This window comes from Gaetbulibacter sp. M235, assembly GCF_043876835.1.
In the GTDB taxonomy this organism is placed as follows: domain Bacteria; phylum Bacteroidota; class Bacteroidia; order Flavobacteriales; family Flavobacteriaceae; genus Yeosuana.
In genome coordinates, this window is record NZ_JBAWJZ010000002.1 from 550,544 (window position 1) to 567,913 (window position 17,370).

11 protein-coding genes are annotated in these 17,370 nt (G+C 33.1%); 7 read left to right on the plus strand and 4 right to left on the minus strand.

Features of this window, described 5'->3' with window-relative positions; all coding sequences use genetic code 11:
* Positions 1–3 precede the first annotated feature (3 nt).
* On the plus strand, positions 4–2,457 hold the full coding sequence (gene priA, locus V8G69_RS05255; RefSeq protein ID WP_394880765.1) for a primosomal protein N': 2,454 nt from the start codon (positions 4–6) through the stop codon (positions 2,455–2,457).
* Between the two features lie 16 nt (positions 2,458–2,473).
* Here the strand turns inward: priA and V8G69_RS05260 are convergent, their stop codons facing one another.
* Positions 2,474–3,169 carry a LytR/AlgR family response regulator transcription factor gene (locus V8G69_RS05260; RefSeq protein ID WP_379940841.1) on the minus strand — a complete coding sequence of 232 codons (696 nt, stop codon included), beginning with the start codon at positions 3,167–3,169 and terminating at the stop codon, positions 2,474–2,476.
* 194 nt (positions 3,170–3,363) lie between these two features.
* On the opposite strand from V8G69_RS05260, the gene rpsF reads away from it, so the two are divergent.
* From rpsF to V8G69_RS05285, 5 genes are all read left to right on the plus strand, one after another.
* Entirely contained in the window at positions 3,364–3,702 is a 339-nt protein-coding gene (rpsF, locus tag V8G69_RS05265; RefSeq protein WP_394880766.1) for a 30S ribosomal protein S6, read from the plus strand.
* A gap of 2 nt (positions 3,703–3,704) precedes the next feature.
* Entirely contained in the window at positions 3,705–4,001 is a 297-nt protein-coding gene (gene rpsR / locus V8G69_RS05270) for a 30S ribosomal protein S18 (RefSeq protein ID WP_183489942.1), read from the plus strand.
* A gap of 12 nt (positions 4,002–4,013) precedes the next feature.
* Positions 4,014–4,460 (plus strand): 50S ribosomal protein L9, encoded by a 447-nt coding sequence (gene rplI, locus V8G69_RS05275; protein ID WP_394880767.1) that lies wholly within the window; start codon positions 4,014–4,016, stop codon positions 4,458–4,460.
* A gap of 112 nt (positions 4,461–4,572) precedes the next feature.
* On the plus strand, positions 4,573–7,731 hold the full coding sequence (locus V8G69_RS05280; protein WP_394880768.1) for a carboxypeptidase regulatory-like domain-containing protein: 3,159 nt from the start codon (positions 4,573–4,575) through the stop codon (positions 7,729–7,731).
* Between the two features lie 57 nt (positions 7,732–7,788).
* Positions 7,789–8,256: a DUF6495 family protein gene (locus tag V8G69_RS05285; RefSeq protein ID WP_394880769.1), complete on the plus strand. Its 468-nt coding sequence runs from the start codon at positions 7,789–7,791 to the stop codon at positions 8,254–8,256.
* Here the strand turns inward: V8G69_RS05285 and V8G69_RS05290 are convergent, their stop codons facing one another.
* On the minus strand, positions 8,257–9,495 hold the full coding sequence (locus V8G69_RS05290; RefSeq protein ID WP_394880770.1) for an ABC transporter permease: 1,239 nt from the start codon (positions 9,493–9,495) through the stop codon (positions 8,257–8,259).
* Between the two features lie 127 nt (positions 9,496–9,622).
* Here V8G69_RS05290 and hisS point away from each other — a divergent pair, with 127 nt between their 5' ends.
* Complete coding sequence (hisS, locus tag V8G69_RS05295) at positions 9,623–11,011, plus strand: histidine--tRNA ligase (protein WP_394880771.1); 1,389 nt, start codon at positions 9,623–9,625, stop codon at positions 11,009–11,011.
* 36 nt (positions 11,012–11,047) lie between these two features.
* Here hisS and V8G69_RS05300 read toward each other — a convergent pair whose 3' ends face one another.
* Together V8G69_RS05300 and V8G69_RS05305 are read right to left on the minus strand one after the other, a co-directional pair.
* Positions 11,048–11,845, minus strand: coding sequence for a hypothetical protein (locus V8G69_RS05300; RefSeq protein ID WP_394880772.1), 798 nt, complete (start codon positions 11,843–11,845; stop codon positions 11,048–11,050).
* 180 nt (positions 11,846–12,025) lie between these two features.
* On the minus strand, positions 12,026–17,370 hold a 5,345-nt coding region (locus V8G69_RS05305; RefSeq protein WP_394880773.1), incomplete at its 5' end, for a LamG-like jellyroll fold domain-containing protein.

Genomic DNA, 17,370 nt, shown 5'->3' on the forward strand with positions numbered 1-17,370 from the left:
GTTATGGCATATTATATAGACGTCATACTTCCAATTCCACTTGAAAAATTATTCACTTATAGTATAACAACTTCAGAGTCTGATTTTTTAAAAATAGGTATGCGGGTTTCTGTGCCTTTTGGGAAATCAAAAATATATACAGGAATTGTTTATAGAATCCATGATGAAGCACCCTTTGCATATGAAGCTAAAGATATTCATCAAATATTAGATGAAGCCCCAATAGTTAATAACAATCAGCTTGAACTTTGGCAATGGATAGCAGGCTATTACATGTGTACTTTGGGTGACGTGATGCGAGCTGCTTTACCAAACGCCTTTATTTTAGAAAGCGAAACAGTAATCCTTTTAAATAAGGATAAAATAATTAATGATTTAGACTTAAAAGACGATGAGTTTTTAATTTTTGAAGCCTTGCAACATCAATCATCTTTAAAAATTCATGATATTTCAAATATTCTTGATAGAAAAACTGTGCTTCCAATAATTAAGCAATTAATTGAAAAAGAAGTTATTACAGTTGAAGAAGAAGTGTATGAAAAATACAAACCAAAACTGGTTAGATATGTAAAATTGCATGCTAGTTTTTCATCTGAAAAGGCATTACAATCATTACTTGATGAATTAAACAGAGCTCCCAAACAAAGTCAAGTTATACTCACTTTGTTTTCTATTTCAGCAAAAACTAAAAAACCTGTAAAAGTTTCAGATTTAGCCGACGAAAGTAATGCATCAGTTACAGCAATTAAAGCACTTATTGATAAAGGTATTCTTGAAGAATATTATTTGCAAACGGATAGGGTTCAATATTCAGGTGAAGAAAATGAAGCAACAAAAAAGTTAAATGAATTTCAGAATGTAGCATTGCAAGAAATAAAAAAGTCTTTTGAAACGCAAAGTGTCACCTTGTTGCATGGAGTGACCTCTTCTGGTAAAACAGAAATTTATGTTAAGCTAATTGAAGATGCCATTTCAGAAGGGAAGCAAGTATTATATTTATTGCCAGAAATTGCCTTAACAGCACAACTTGTTACCAGATTGCAAAATTATTTTGGTGAACAAGTTGCTATTTATCACTCAAAATATTCCTCACATGAACGAGTAGAAGTTTGGAATCACGTTTTAGATAATACTCCTAAAGCAAAAATTGTTTTAGGTGCTCGTTCATCCATTTTTTTACCATTTAGTAATTTAGGTTTAATCATTGTAGATGAAGAACATGAGTCTTCTTTTAAGCAATTTGATCCAGCTCCACGTTATCATGCACGTGATACAGCTATTGTATTAGCAAATTTACATGAAGCCAAAACTCTTTTAGGATCTGCTACACCGAGTTTAGAAAGCTATTTTAATGCAAAACAGAATAAATATGGTTTTGTAGAAATTAATACACGTTATAATAATGTGTTAATGCCAGAAATGGAGTTGGTTGATATTAAGGATAAGCATAAACGAAAGTTAATGAAAGGGCATTTTAGTGATCGGCTTATTGAGGAAATGACCGAAGCGTTACAAGAAGGCAATCAAATTATTTTATTTCAAAACAGACGCGGATTTTCACCTATTGTTGAATGTAATACTTGTGGAAATTCGCCACAATGTCCTAATTGTGATGTTAGTTTGACCTATCATCAATATAAAGATCAACTACGTTGTCATTATTGTGGGTATCAAACACCCATGATTAAAAATTGTTTGGCTTGCGGAAGTGTGGAATTAGATAGTAGAGGGTTTGGTACTGAACAAATTGAAGAAGAAACTAAATCTTTATTTCCTGATTATAAGGTTGCTCGTATGGATTTAGACACTACTAGAGGAAAATATGGATATGAAAAAGTTATTTCGGCTTTTGAGCAACAGGAAGTTGATATTTTGGTTGGCACACAAATGCTAACTAAAGGGTTGGATTTTAGAAATGTATCACTCGTAGGAGTTATGAACGCTGATAACATGTTAAACTTTCCAGATTTCAGAGCCCATGAAAGAAGTTTTCAGCTTATGTTGCAGGTTGCAGGAAGAGCTGGAAGAACAGATAAACGTGGCAAGGTGTTGATTCAAACTTATAATCCATACCATAATATATTGCAGCAGGTTTCAACCAATGATTATATAGGGATGTTTAATGAGCAAATGAATGAGCGTTATAACTATAAATATCCACCGGTTTTTAAGCAAATTAAAATAACCTTAAAACATAAAGATTATAATAGGGTAGAAGCAGGGTCGCAATGGTTGGCAAAATCATTAAGACAGGTTTTTGGAGATGCTATTTTAGGCCCAGAATCACCACCAATTTCTAGAATTAGAAATCAGTTTCATAAAAACATTTTAATTAAAATACCTAAAAAACAATCGTTAGTAAAAACTAAAGAAGCTATTATTAAAACAAATAACAGCTTCTTTAGTATAAAGGAATTTAGATCGGTTAAGGTAATTTTAAATGTCGATAACTTTTAGTGTATTTAATAATTTATTAAATATTATTTAAAGCATCTACAAGCTGGGTCTTTTTATTTCTACTTAAAGGAATTTCGTAGGCACCAACTTCAACATTTTTACTGTTAAATCTGTCAATTTTATCAAGATTAACAATATACGATTTGTGAATTCTCAAAAATTTATTTTCTGGTAATTCTTTTTCAAAAGATTTCATTGTAGATAAAACTACAAGACTGTTCTCTTCAGTTACTAATTTCACGTAATCACCCAAAGCTTCAATCCATTTAATATCTTTTATATAAACTTTACGTTTTTTAAGATTGCTCTTTACAAAGATATGTTCACCTTCTTCTTCATTAAAATCTTGGGTTAATTTGTGTTGCTCTAAAGCTTTTTCAACAGCAGTATTGAAACGTTCTCTAGTAATTGGTTTGTGTAAGTAATCGGTAGCATCATAATTAAACGCTTTAAAAGCGTATTCTGTTTTACCGGTTACAAAGATAATTTGTGGTTTGTTGTTTAAAACATCCAAGAGCTCGAATCCATTTAGTACAGGCATTTCTATATCTAAAAAGATGAGGTCAACTTGGTTGTTATTTAAACCATTTTTGGTTTCTAAAGCACTACTGTACTCTGCAATTAAGTTAAGAGCGGGGTGATTCTCTACTAACTTAACTATTGAAAGACGTTGTATTGCCGAGTCGTCTACTACTACACAGTTTAAAGTCATAACATTTATTATTTCGGTTAAGATATCGACAATATTACAAAAAATTCGGTTAAAAACCAAATTTCATCGTTAAACTGTTTTTTTTAACAAAATATTAACATTTCAAAAACAAAGAAATATAGATAAAATGTACTTGCAATATATAAATAAAAAGCTTATTTTTGCACCCATTTTAATAATAAATTTAAATTTTTATGAATCATTATGAAACTGTTTTCATCTTAAATCCCGTTTTATCTGAAGATCAGATAAAGGAAACAGTAAAGAAATACGAAGATTTTCTTGTTTCTAGAGGAGCTAAGATGGTATCAAAAGAAGATTGGGGACTAAAAAAGTTAGCTTACCCAATTCAAAACAAAAAAAGTGGTTTTTATCACTTATTTGAGTACCAAGTAGAAGGAGAAGTAATTGCTCCTTTAGAGATTGAATTTAGACGTGACGAACGTTTTATGCGTTATTTAACTGTAACTTTAGACAAGCATGCTGTGTCTTGGGCAGAAAGAAGAAGAGCAAAACTTAATGTAAAAGCGTAATTATGTCTACAATAGAACAACAATCAAAAGGAAAAAAAGACGGAGAGATAAGATATCTTACGCCTTTAAACATTGAAACTAACAAAACTAAAAAGTATTGTCGTTTCAAAAAATCTGGAATAAAATATATTGATTACAAAGATCCAGATTTCTTATTGAAATTCGTTAACGAGCAAGGTAAAATTTTACCAAGACGTTTAACAGGAACTTCATTAAAGTATCAAAGAAAAGTGTCAGTTGCTGTAAAAAGAGCTCGTCATTTAGCTTTAATGCCTTATGTAGCTGATTTATTAAAATAAATACCGATAACAATGGAACTTATATTAAAACAAGACGTTGAAAATTTAGGATTTAAAGACGATGTTGTAACAGTTAAGAACGGTTATGGTAGAAATTTTTTAATTCCTCAAGGACAAGCTGTTATGGCTACGGCTTCTGCTAAAAAAGTGTTAGCAGAAAACTTAAAGCAAAGAGCTTATAAAGAAAAGAAAATAGTTGATGATGCTAATAAAGTTGCCGAAGCTTTAAAAGCATTAGAAATTAAAATTGCTGCCAAAGTTGGTTCAGGTGATAAATTATTTGGTTCTATAAATAATATTGATCTTGCTGAAGCTTTGGAAAAAGAAGGGCAATCTATTGATAGAAAATTTATTACTGTTGCTACAATTAAACGCACTGGTAAATACAATGCTGTTATTCGTTTACATAGAGCAGTAAGTGTTGAATTACCTTTCGAAGTTATAGCACAAGCAAATTAGTTAAAAAAATATTAACAAATGTTGATAAATGAAGGCCACTCAAATGAGTGGCCTTCATTATTTATAGTTATTAATAACTAAATTTGAGCGACTAATTCAAACATACTTTCAAATGAGAAAAATTGCATTTACTTTAATTTTTATGTTGAGTGCTGGCTTTGCTATGGCGCAAGTTACCACATCCAATATAAAAGGGTTGATTTTAGACGAATCAGCTCAACCATTACCTGGTGCTAATATTGTGGTTGTTCATACGCCTACAGGTACCAAAGATGGAGCCGCTACTAATATTGACGGACGTTTCAATTTATTAAACCTTCGTGTTGGTGGTCCATACAGTATAACTGTTAGTTATGTTGGTTACAAAGCCCAAACTTTTAATGATGTTTACCTAGATTTAGGTAAAACGCTTTCATTGGATTTAACACTTGAAGCAGATAGCCAGCAATTAGAGGCTGTTGTGGTTACTGGTACAACTGGAACTGGAACCTTTGGAAGTGATAGAACTGGCGCTGAAACTAGCGTTGGAAGACGCGAATTGACTCGTTTACCATCCATTTCACGTTCTGCTTCCGATTTTACTAGATTGGAGCCAACAGCCAGTGGGAATTCATTTGGAGGAAGAAATGATCAGTTTAATAATTTTTCATTAGATGGCGCAATCTTTAATAATCCATTTGGTTTAGACGCCCCAACACCAGGCGGGCAAACAGACGCTCAGCCTATTTCTTTAGATGCTATTGATCAAATTTCTGTTTCTACAGCACCTTACGATGTTACTCAATCTGGTTTTACTGGCGCTTCTGTAAATGCGGTTACAAAGAGTGGTACTAATGAGTTTCATGGTACTGTATATGGTTTTACCAGGAATGAAAAAATGACAGGAAAAAAAATTAAAGGAGAAAATGTAGTAAGGCCTAAACTAAGTCAAACCCAGTATGGATTAAGTATTGGTGGACCTATTGTTAAAAATAAATTATTCTTTTTTGCAAACTTTGAAAAAGATGATCGTTCTGATTTGGGCTCTAATGGTTGGGTGCCAAATAGAGGAACAGGAGCGATTAATGAATCAAGGGTAACAGCTGCAGATTTGCAGGCAGTTCAGGAGGCTCTTTGGGGCGTTTTGCAACCAAATGGAACGAGAATAGGAGGCCTAGGATATAATACTGGTGCCTACGAAGGATTTACATATGCTTCAGAATCTACAAAAGGTATTTTTAAATTAGATTGGAACATTAACGATAAAAATCGTTTGGCAATTATTTATAATTTTTTGAACGCTTCAAAAGAAAAGCCTGCACATCCAACGGCTTTAGGATTTAGAGGGCCAAATGCTGCAACACTTCAATTTGAAAATACAGGATATGAAATAAATAATAAAATTCAGTCTATTCAATTAGAATTAAATTCCACTTTATCAGAAAGCTCTAGTAACAAGCTTCAGGTTGGTTATACGCATTTTGATGACTTTAGAAACCCATTGTCAGTTCCAGCACCAACCATAACTATTTTAGAGGGAGGTTCAAATTATATTATTGCTGGTCATGAACCATTTTCTATTCACAATACACTAGATCAAAAGGTATTTCAATTTACAGATAATTTAAGTTTTTATAAAGGAGATCACACGTTTACAATTGGAACTTCATTTGAAAAATTTCAGTTTGATAATTCATTTAACTTAGGTGTTTATGGAGCAAGAGGAGTATTTTTTCCATCATACGACAGTGTAGCAGATTTTCTTGCTGATTCGGCTCCAGGAGGAGGTTTACAAGGAATGTTGAATGATGCTACTGCTGCTTATAATGCTTTAGAAGCAAATGGCGTTGGTGTAGCTGGTGGTTGGGCTTTGGCAGAAACCAATGTTGGTCAGTTAGCATTTTATGTTCAAGATGAATGGAATGTTACAGACAGATTCAAGTTAACCTATGGTGTCCGTTTTGATAAACCACTGTTTTTTGATTCTGCAAAAAAAGCACAAGATGTGATTGACAGGGCGTGTTGTTATGCTCCAGACATACCTTATGTAAATCCAAATAATGGAGAAACTGTATTATTGGATAATACACAAATGCCAAATAACGATTGGTTGATTTCTCCTCGTTTAGGATTTAATTATGATGTAAAAGGTGATGATACTTTCCAATTGCGAGGTGGGTCTGGGTTATTTACAGGTCGTTTTCCATTTGTATGGTTAGGAAATCAAATTGCAAATCCAGAAGTGTTTTTCTATCAAGCAGTTGACCCTGATTATAAATTTCCACAAGTTTGGAGAACCAATATTGGAACCGATTATAAGTTAGAAAACGGCTTAATTTTGACTGGTGATGTTTCCTATACAAAAGATATTAATGGAGCACACGTTCAAAACTGGGGATTGTTGCCACCATCGGGAACTTTACAAGGTGTTGATAACAGACCAATTTATACGTCTTCAGATATCATCAACAATGCTTATGTGTTTACTAATTCTGATAAAGGTCGTATTTGGAATGCTTCTGTAAAAGCACAAAAATCTTTTGAAAATGGATTATATACCATGTTAGCCTATAGTTATTTAGATTCTAAGGATGTGAACTCTATTGAAGCTGAAATAACAGGTGATGCCTTTACTTTTAATGCTGCTAGAGGTAATGTAAATGATGATGTATTATCCTATTCTAAATATGGTGATACCCATAGATTCATAGGGGTAATAAGTAAAAAGTGGAATTATGGAAATGATAAATGGTCAACAACATTATCAACATTTTTTGAGTATGCTCAAGGTGGACGTTTTAACTACACTTATGGAGGAGATATTAATGGTGATGGTTCAAATTTAAATGATCTTATTTATATCCCAACTTCTAGTGAAATTGGACAAATGCAATTTGCAGGCGCAGGTGATGCAGCCGCATTAGAAACTTATATTAAACAAGATGATTATTTAAGTGGAAGAAGAGGTCAATATGCAGAGCGTTATGGGGCTATTGCACCTTGGAGAGGTAAATGGGATGTTAAGTTTTTACAAGATTACAAGATTAAAATTTCTGAAAATAAAACTAATACTATTCAGTTCAGTATAGATGTTTTAAATATTGGGAATCTTATAAATTCTGATTGGGGCGTTATTCAACAACCTAATAATGTTCAACCAATAGGAGTAAGTGTTGATTCTAATGGAACACCTACTTATAGTTTTAATGCAAATCAAACCAAAACATTTGGTTATGATACAAGTTTAGCATCTCGTTGGCAAGCTCAAGTGGGATTACGCTATATTTTCTAAAATAAAAGAATATATATTATTAAATTTGCGCTCCTAAAAAAGGGGCGCATTTTTATTATGAAATATTCAAGACTTACAAAAGAACAGTTTGAAGAGTTACACCAAGAGTTCATTAATTTTTTAGCAACACAATCTATCACTGCCGATGAGTGGAAAAATTTAAAGGAGAACAAGCCTGAGTTAGCCGAAATGGAATTGGATGTGTTTAGTGATTTAATTTGGGAAGGAGTTTTAAAAACCACTAAATATTTAGAACATATTTCGCCTCAGCATATGCATTTATTTGGCGTTAACGAAGAGAATATCCATGTAATTGCAGTAACATTAAAAAATGATGTAGATATGACTACGCATGAGGGTTTTAATTGGTTACGTGAGAATTTAATGGATGAAAATGTTGAATTTTTACAAGCAAAAAAAGAGTATTCTGAAGACAGAAATCTTGATATTTTTAAACTGATTCAACAAGGTTCGGTAATTACAAAAGGGGATTTGTATAAGTTTTTCAACAAACTTATTAATTAGCTATTCGTAACGTAACGATTCTACAGGGTCTAGCTTGGAAGCTTTAATTGCTGGTAACAATCCAGATAAAATGGCAACTAAAAAGGTAATTGCAAAAGCACTAAACATTGCTAGCCAAGGCGTTGTGAAATTAAATCCGGCTACAGCCGAAAAAATTAGTCCTAACAATATCCCTAGAATCACTCCTAAAATACCACCAAGTTGGCCAACTATAATGGTTTCTATAAAAAACTGAATGGCAATGGTAACCCGTTTGGCACCTAATGCTTTTCTAACACCAATTTCGCGAGTTCTTTCGGTAACAGATACCAACATAATATTCATTAATGCTATAGATGACCCAAAAATGGTTATGATGCTTATTACCCAGGCGGCCATATATAAATATTGCGTCATTGAAGCAACCCTGTTAATCAAATCTGTACTGTTTTCAATAGCAAAATTATTATCTTCAATAGGGTTTAATTTTCTAATCTTCCTAAAGGTTATAATAGCTTCTTCCTGAGCTGCATCAAGAAATTCTTTTTTATCAACTTTCACACTTAATCCATAATTAATATTGGCATTTGTAAAAATAGCGCGCGCTTTTTGTATCGGAATTATAACTCTGTAATCTTCATTACTTCCTAATCCTGTTTTTTTGGATTCTAAAACTCCAATAACTTTAAATTTACTTCCTCGTACACTAATTGTTTTATTTATTGGATTTAAATTTTCAAAAAATTTATTATTTAAATCGTTTCCAATGACGCATACATTGTTATTGTTTTCAACATCAAAAAAAGTGAATTCTCTACCAATAGCTATTTTAAGCCCTGAATTTTGAAAATAATTTTCGTTGGCGCCTAAAACAAGTACATCTGGATCCGTTTTTTTGTTTTCATATTTTATTTCAGCAGAATTTGTTCCTGTAAAAACCAATGAAATTGACGAAGAAGGAAATTGATATTTTTCAATAAAATCTTTAGTATCAGCATAAGTAATTATAGGATTTTCCTTTTGCCTTTCACCTCCATGGCGTCTAACTTCAAATTCATTACGCTGTATATTAAAGGTGTTTGATCCCATTGATGAAAAATCACTCGAGATGGTGTTTTCAAGGGCAGAAATGGCACTTAAAATGCCCACAAGCGCCATGATACCAATAGCAATGATTAAAACAGTTAGAATAGTACGTAATATTTGGCTTTTTATAGAATCTATGGCGATTCTAATATTTTCTCGTACTAATGAAAACATAAATTGGGTTTATAAATTATTTCCTTTTAAGGTTAGACTAACAAAGGGGAATAAAGTTACTATAAATTTTAAAAAAGGTATCAAGTCACGTTAAAAATTAAGATATTTGTGCTTTAAAAAATTATCAATGGCTCAAAAACCAAGTATTCCTAAAGGCACAAGAGATTTTAACCCAGAAGAAGTAGCAAAACGAAACTATATTTTTAACACGATTCGTGGTGTGTTTCAAACTTTTGGATTTCAACCTATAGAAACCCCAAGTTTTGAAAACTCTGAAACTTTAATGGGAAAATATGGTGATGAAGGAGACCGTTTGATTTTTAAGATATTGGATTCGGGTGATTATTTAAGCAAAGTTGATGATGAAATCTATAAAAATAAAGATTCAAACAAATTAACTTCAAAAATATCTGAAAAGGCTCTACGCTACGATTTAACCGTGCCTTTTGCACGTTATGTAGTTCAACACCAAAATGAGATAGAATTCCCGTTTAAGCGTTACCAAATGCAGCCTGTTTGGCGTGCAGACAGACCTCAAAAAGGACGTTTTAGAGAGTTTTATCAGTGTGATGCCGATGTAGTTGGGTCACAATCATTATGGCAAGAAGTAGAGTTTGTACAATTATACGATGCGGTTTTTTCTGCCTTAAAATTAGAAGGTGTTACCATTAAAATTAACAATAGAAAAATCCTTTCAGGTATTGCTGAAGTTATCGGTGCACAAGATAAATTAATCGATTTTACAGTAGCTCTTGATAAGCTTGATAAAATAGGCGAGGAGAAGGTTAAAGAAGAAATGTTAAGCAAAGGTATTCCACAGTCTGGAATTGATAAACTCCAACCATTATTTACTTTACAAGGAAGTTTTCAATCGCAAATTGAAGCTTTAAAAGTGATATTATCAACTTCTGAAGATGGCTTAAAAGGGATTGAAGAATTAGATTTTATTAATACGGCTATTAATTCTTTAGAATTGAAAACGGCGGCTTTACAACTTGATGTGACTTTGGCTCGTGGTTTAAACTATTATACAGGTGCTATTTTTGAAGTTGCTGCCCCAAAAACCGTACAAATGGGTTCTATTGGTGGTGGTGGCCGATATGATGATTTAACCGGAATTTTTGGTTTGAATGATGTTAGTGGAGTAGGTATTAGTTTTGGATTAGACCGGATTTATTTGGTTTTACAAGAACTTAGTTTGTTTCCAGAAACTATTACAAAAACCATTGATGTATTATTTATAAATTTTGGAGACAAAGAAGCTTTGTTTAGTTTGAAAGCTATTAAAAAACTACGTGAAAGTGGTATTAATGCTGAATTATATCCTGATGCTGCTAAAATGAAAAAACAAATGATGCATGCTAATAAGAGAAATGTTCCATTTGTAGTTTTGGTAGGAGAGCAAGAAATGAATTCGAATACTTATACTTTAAAGAACATGATTTCTGGAGACCAAAATCAAGTAACACTTGATGAATTGGTAAATCTTATAAAAGAAAAAAGGCCTGAATATTAATTCAGACCTTTAATATTTTACTTTATAAATTAGAGGTTAATTTATAACTATTTGTTTACTCAAATGACCACCTTCGTCGGTTTCTATCGTTATAATACCGTATTTAGTTTGATTAGTTTGGAACGGAATTTTAATAACTTTGGAATTTACAGAGCTTAAAGAAAATATTTGTTGTCCTAATAAATTATGCACATTAACGGTTTTAATTATAAATTTATCATGTGTATTTACATATATTTCTTTTGTATTATGTAAATAATTTACTTTAATATCTTCTAAACTAATTTCATCGGTTGAAAGACTGTTTTTTGCAAATGAATTGCTTGCATTATCAGTTTTAAAGGCCAAATAAAATCTATTTAAATAATCTCCCTTAGCTATATTTGCTGCATAATTTGAATCATTAATTTGGGTATAAGTATCAAGTTGTGAGTCATAAATAAATAAATCAATAGGAGAGTCAAAATTCTCTAGAGTATCCAGTGAAATTTCAATATTACCATCATTAAACATAAACATACCTAAAGGATATTTTTTTGAATCATCAAAGGCACCAACACCTTGAATAACACATTTTAAATCTCCAATCATCCAGTTTAAATCATAAGGATATACATCTTTATTAATAGCATCATAGCCATAATCATAACTATCACTTGCAGAATTGTCTTTTGTAAATGATAATAGTAAATGTCTTACAAAGCCATTTGGCATTTTAAAATCAATTCTAACTCTTTGAAGATTACTATCAGCATAAGCTTCTGAAGTATTTGTAAAGCTACTTCCTATGACAAATAATATGCATACCAGGAATAAGTGTATTTTTTTAGTCATTAGATTTGGGATTTATAATGAGCATTTAAAAACTTATGGTAAATATATAAAATAATACACTATTAATCTATAAAAGGTAAATAAAATCGACAAAATGCATAATGTTGTATTTTATGTCTTACTTTTAAGCATAAAAAAGGTGGATTTTTAAATCCACCTTTTTTACTTGTAATCAATTAATTATTGATTTATAACTACTTTTTTGTTTACAGAACCACTTGTTGTTAAAACATTTATTATATAACTGCCTTCAGAAACATGACCTATTGGAATCTTCATATCATTTGAGAAAGAAGCTGTATTTGTTGGATTCCAAGCCTTAATGTTTTGTCCAAGAATATTAACAAGATTCACTTGTTTTACATCAACTCCATTAGTTGTTTTAATATAAATTTCGCCACTATTTTGTAAGTAGTTTACTTGAACATGCTCTAAAATTTCATCAGCTACTGAAAGGCTGTTGTTTTTAACAAAAGTTATGAAGAACCTATTTAAATAGTTTCCAACATCAAGTGTTGTTTCGTATTTTGAATTTTTCTCATTAATTTTAGTGTATGTTCCTAAAAGGCTATCATATATATAAACTTTGGTATTTGGGTCTAAATTTTCTAATTCAGTAACAGAAATTTCAATAGCCCCACCTGTTTTGGAAAATATACCAAGCGGATATTGCTTTGTTTCATTAAAAGCACCTACAGCTTGAATAACATATTTTTCATCATTAATCATAAATAGCATGTCATTAGGAAGATTATCAAAAGACTTGGCATCATAACCATAATCAAAGCCATCAGTGGCTTCATTGTCTGATGTAAAAGCCAACAATAAATGTCTTCTAGCTCCTTCAGGAGTTTTAAATTGTAGCCTAACACGTTTAATCGCAGTTTCATCAATAGTTGGATTTGAACTGCTTTTCGCAGTTTTTGATGCAGATGATTTTAAAAACTGAGAGTCATTTGGGTAAGCTTCTGTTTTAAAAAATCTTTGACTATTTTGAAATTTAAGTTCATTTCCAGTTTTATTGGTGCCAGCTGAATGAACAAAGAAACCTTGAGCTATTGGAATAAAATGACCAGGTCTTAAATTAGAATAACCTTGTCCACTAATATAATAACCGTCCTCAGTCAATAATGGTGATGTTACAGGCTCAAGGCCACCAGCTAAGGTATATGTAGCATAACCACCTTGATAACCATTTAGTAGATGCGTGTTGTTTGTAGTATAATGTATCCAAAAATTAAGTGATCCATCAATACTTCCAGTAGTTCCTGGATTTGCACTACTTGGGTTACCATCTGGATTTAGAGTTGGTATATTATCTTTAATAAACTCTCTAGCATCTATGGCTGAAGGATATGGGTTACCAACTAAAGCATCATTTCCAGCGGTAATCGCAGTTTTAATTATATCATTGTTAGGTTTGCCAATAAACGAATAGTTTTGATAAGAACCAGTTGCACCACTTCCTTTCATAGTATAGCCTAAACCAACTTTAACAGCTGAATATCTATTTAATTTTACCCATTTACCATAGGTATTACTTGTATAGTTTTCATAAGAATATAACCAATATTCAGGAATAGATAAAGGACTTGTAGGAGATGCGTCGCGGCCGCTAGCCAACCAATTTATTACTTTAGGGTTATTAGAATCTGTTCCATCACGGTGGCGCCATTGTATTATAGAAGGCACATTATTGCTAGTTGGGTTTCTTTCTCCAACAGGGAAACTCCAATAGTTATAATTATATTTATTTACAGTACCTTGTTGATCGCGTTTTAAAAGTCCTGAACTTGTAGGTTCTAAAACACTTTCGTTAAATTGAACTGTAGGGTTTCCAAAAGTATTATAACGTTTCTGTACTAATTGAGACTCCCCAACTAAATCCATAAATCCATCAAGTTTTAGGTAATGGGTTACCCACAAACCTTGACCTGTGTTGGTTTCATCATAAGGAGGTGTAGGGTCTTGAATGGTTAATTCAAATCCATTGTCAACAAAAAGCCCTAAAACTGTTATGTCATTATTACCGGATTCTATATTATTTTTTACTTCTACAATATTCCAGTCAATTTTAGTTCCAAACAAGCTACTGTTAGGAGTATACCAAACGGTAGGTTCTGCCCATGTGTTATTATTATCCCACAACCCATTATTTGCAGATATGTAAGGTAGAGGAGCTGTTTGATCTTGATCAGAATAAATATTGCGTAGTCTACCATTAAGACTACCTTTAGTTGGGGTTAAATAACCACAATTAATATCCATTCGATAATAACCATCTAAATCTGACCATAGCAATGGATTATCATCTGTTCCATTTTGATCAGCATCTTGCCCATGAATCTTTAAAGGAATAATTTCTCCCATCACATCATCACCTCCATCAAGTTTTATTTCCTGATTCATCATTTGGTGAATGTGTTCAGCATCCAAAGCTTTGTTCCAAATACGTAATTCATCAATCCAACCATGATAATAATTTACAGGTTTATTAGGCGGATTATTTGCTTGATCCATAGCTCCTAATATGCATTCCATATTATTAGACCCGGGGACACTACCATTGGCACTTGCTCTTTCAACACCATCCAGATATAATTTATATGTACTACCATTAAAAGTGACTGCAATATGATGCCAAGTAGTAGCATCAATAGCATTACTTGAAATGGAATTAGTATTCCAACGGAATTCTACAGTACTACCATTTAATCTTAAATCGTATCCTGTTGATAGATCATTGGCATCACGTTTAGATAATAAGCTCTGAGCACCTGTTAAAGAATTTGCCTTTATCCACATTTCAATACTAAATGGCCCTGTTCTGTCATAATTATCTTTAAATGTTATATAATCATTTACCCCATCAAAATCAATTTGACTACAACTATTTATGGTTACTTGTACATTACTAGCGCAACCATTAACAGTCCAGGTTAGTGTGTAGGTACCAGGTTCACCGGTAAATATGGCATTAGGATCATTCACATCAGAAAATGAATAGGAACCGGTACCACATGCTGAAGGAGCTGAAGTTACACTCCAAGTTCCAATTTCACCAGTGCCTGGATAATCAGGTGAGATAGGTGCAATATTTGGTACTTTATAATTGTTATTCCAAACGCCATTATCATAATTTTGTTGTGCTGTTAAGCTGTTGTCATAGGCATGAAGTGTAACCGTATCTTCGCCACACTCGTTAACAATAGGAACAATATTTTCACCGGCATATGATAATGTGGCTTCTACAGTGATAAATTGTGTTCCAGAATTGTCCTCACTTCTACAACCATTAATTAATGAAGTAGCACCATAATTTTGAACACCAGGGGTGACGGGTTGGATGTTTACAGAAGAACCTGTGGTAACTACTGTACCAAAATTATCTGTCCACTGAATAACTTCATCAACAGGGCGATTTGGAATTTGAACATTATCCAGTGCCCAAGAGCTTCCTGTTGAACCACCACCTTCAAAAGTAAATCGGACTCTTAGGTTTGACAATCCAACATAGTTTTGAAGATCAATTGAAATGGGAACAAAATTAGCCATATGTGTACCAGCCCCAGAAGTAGAAGGTCCAGTAAAATTATGTGGTTGACCATCAAAGGTATTTATGCCAGGATCTAAAACTGTATCATAGGTATTACCACCATCAACAGAAAACTCTACTTTTATATAAGCTCCGGCTTCTAAATAATAAGCTGTATCAAACATTAGAGTAGCCTCTGTTAACCCATAGAGACTAAAAATTGGAGTTTCAAGAGTAGACCAAGTATTATTCCATGGTTGACCATTTCTTTTAATAGATGGGTCAGTTAAATCACCATGTACAATAATATATTTTGGTTGAGCGGCATTGTATAATATGCCATTCATATTTCTTCCTCCATTCTGGTTTGTCACTTCAGCCCATATATAATTTTTTTCATTACTATTGCTGGCAGGTAGTTTCCAATTATCAATACCATTTATTCTCCAATCTTCAGGGTTTGCAATTTGGAATAAACCTCCTTCATTTATGTCAGATCCTACACCGTATTGACTTTCAACTTGAACTAATACAGATTCTCCTAAACATATAGTTGTGTCTGGATTATTAATAATTGTTGGTGGTATATCTGGTGGTATTACAGATATAATTGCAACAGGGGAAAACCCTAAACAGTCACCTACATCAATAACAGTTCGTACAAGTGTAGTTACCTGAACATCAACAAGAGTATAGGTCAAAGTTGTGTTAATTGTCCCTGTTAAAGTAGACCAAGTAACCCCACCATTGGTTGAATATTCCCATCGGTTTATATCATCGGTTAGTGCCGGGTCAATACCTGATAAATTAAGTTCTACATCTTGAGCTATGGTATTTCCGTTACTATCCACAGGGCAAGCAGTTAATTCAATAATATCAGAAGCATCGGCTGATGTTTCAGTCATCATATTCCATCCGGTAAGTATACCACTATTAATAGTTGGTGCATTTACAGTAATGATGGTTTGGCAAGTATCAAAATTATCTTGACTATCGGTAACAGTTAATGTAACTGTATTGGTGCCAATATCATTACAGCCAAAAGTATATCTATCTAAACTAAGTAAGGGTGTTAAATCACAATTGTCTGCAGAACCATCATCTATTTGGTCTGCTGTAATAGTAGCTTCCCCTGTTATACTATCTAAAGTGATAGTAAGGGTATAAGGGGCAATACAGTTTACTACAGGAGGGATAGCATCATTAACAGTGATAGTTTGTGTTACATTGATGCTGTTATTTGCATTGTCGGTTACACTGTAAATTCTGGTCACTATTACTGGACATGAACCTGAAGGTGTATCACTAACCCAAGCCACTACAGGGCTAGCTGTACAGTTATCAGCTTCATCAATTACCACTGTAATGTCTGGATCTGGTGCTGAGCCAGAGGCAGTAATAGGAGCAGGATTTGAAGCTGTTGGATATTCATTATCCACTACTGTGACGATTTGATTACAAGGAATAGATATATTTCCTTTTTCGTCTGTTGCGGTCCAAACAACAGTTGTGTTTCCAACACTAAATATATATGTGGCAGGGTTAATAATAACCCCACCTATCTTAGCGGTAATTATTACATTACCGGAAGATGAGCAATTATCGGAAACTGTTGGTGTTCCTATGTTTGCTGTTGTTGTACAGTTTCCTGTACCGTCATCAGATGTGTTTACTGTGATGTTAGCAGGACAAGTTATAGTTGGAGGCGTAGTATCGTTTACGGTTACGGTTTGGTCACAAGTAGCTGTTAGGCCCGCGTTATCGGTTACGGTCCAAGTAACAATAGTAGCTCCTAGCGGGAAAGTAGCCGGAGCATTATTGGTTACAGAAGCCACCCCGCAGTTATCTGCAGTAGTAGGCGAACCAAGCGCCACACCAGTAGCCTCACAAGAAGCATTGGCGCTGACAGTTACGTTAGCAGGACAAGTTATAGTTGGAGGCGTAGTATCGTTTACGGTTACGGTTTGGTCACAAGTAGCTGTTAGGCCCG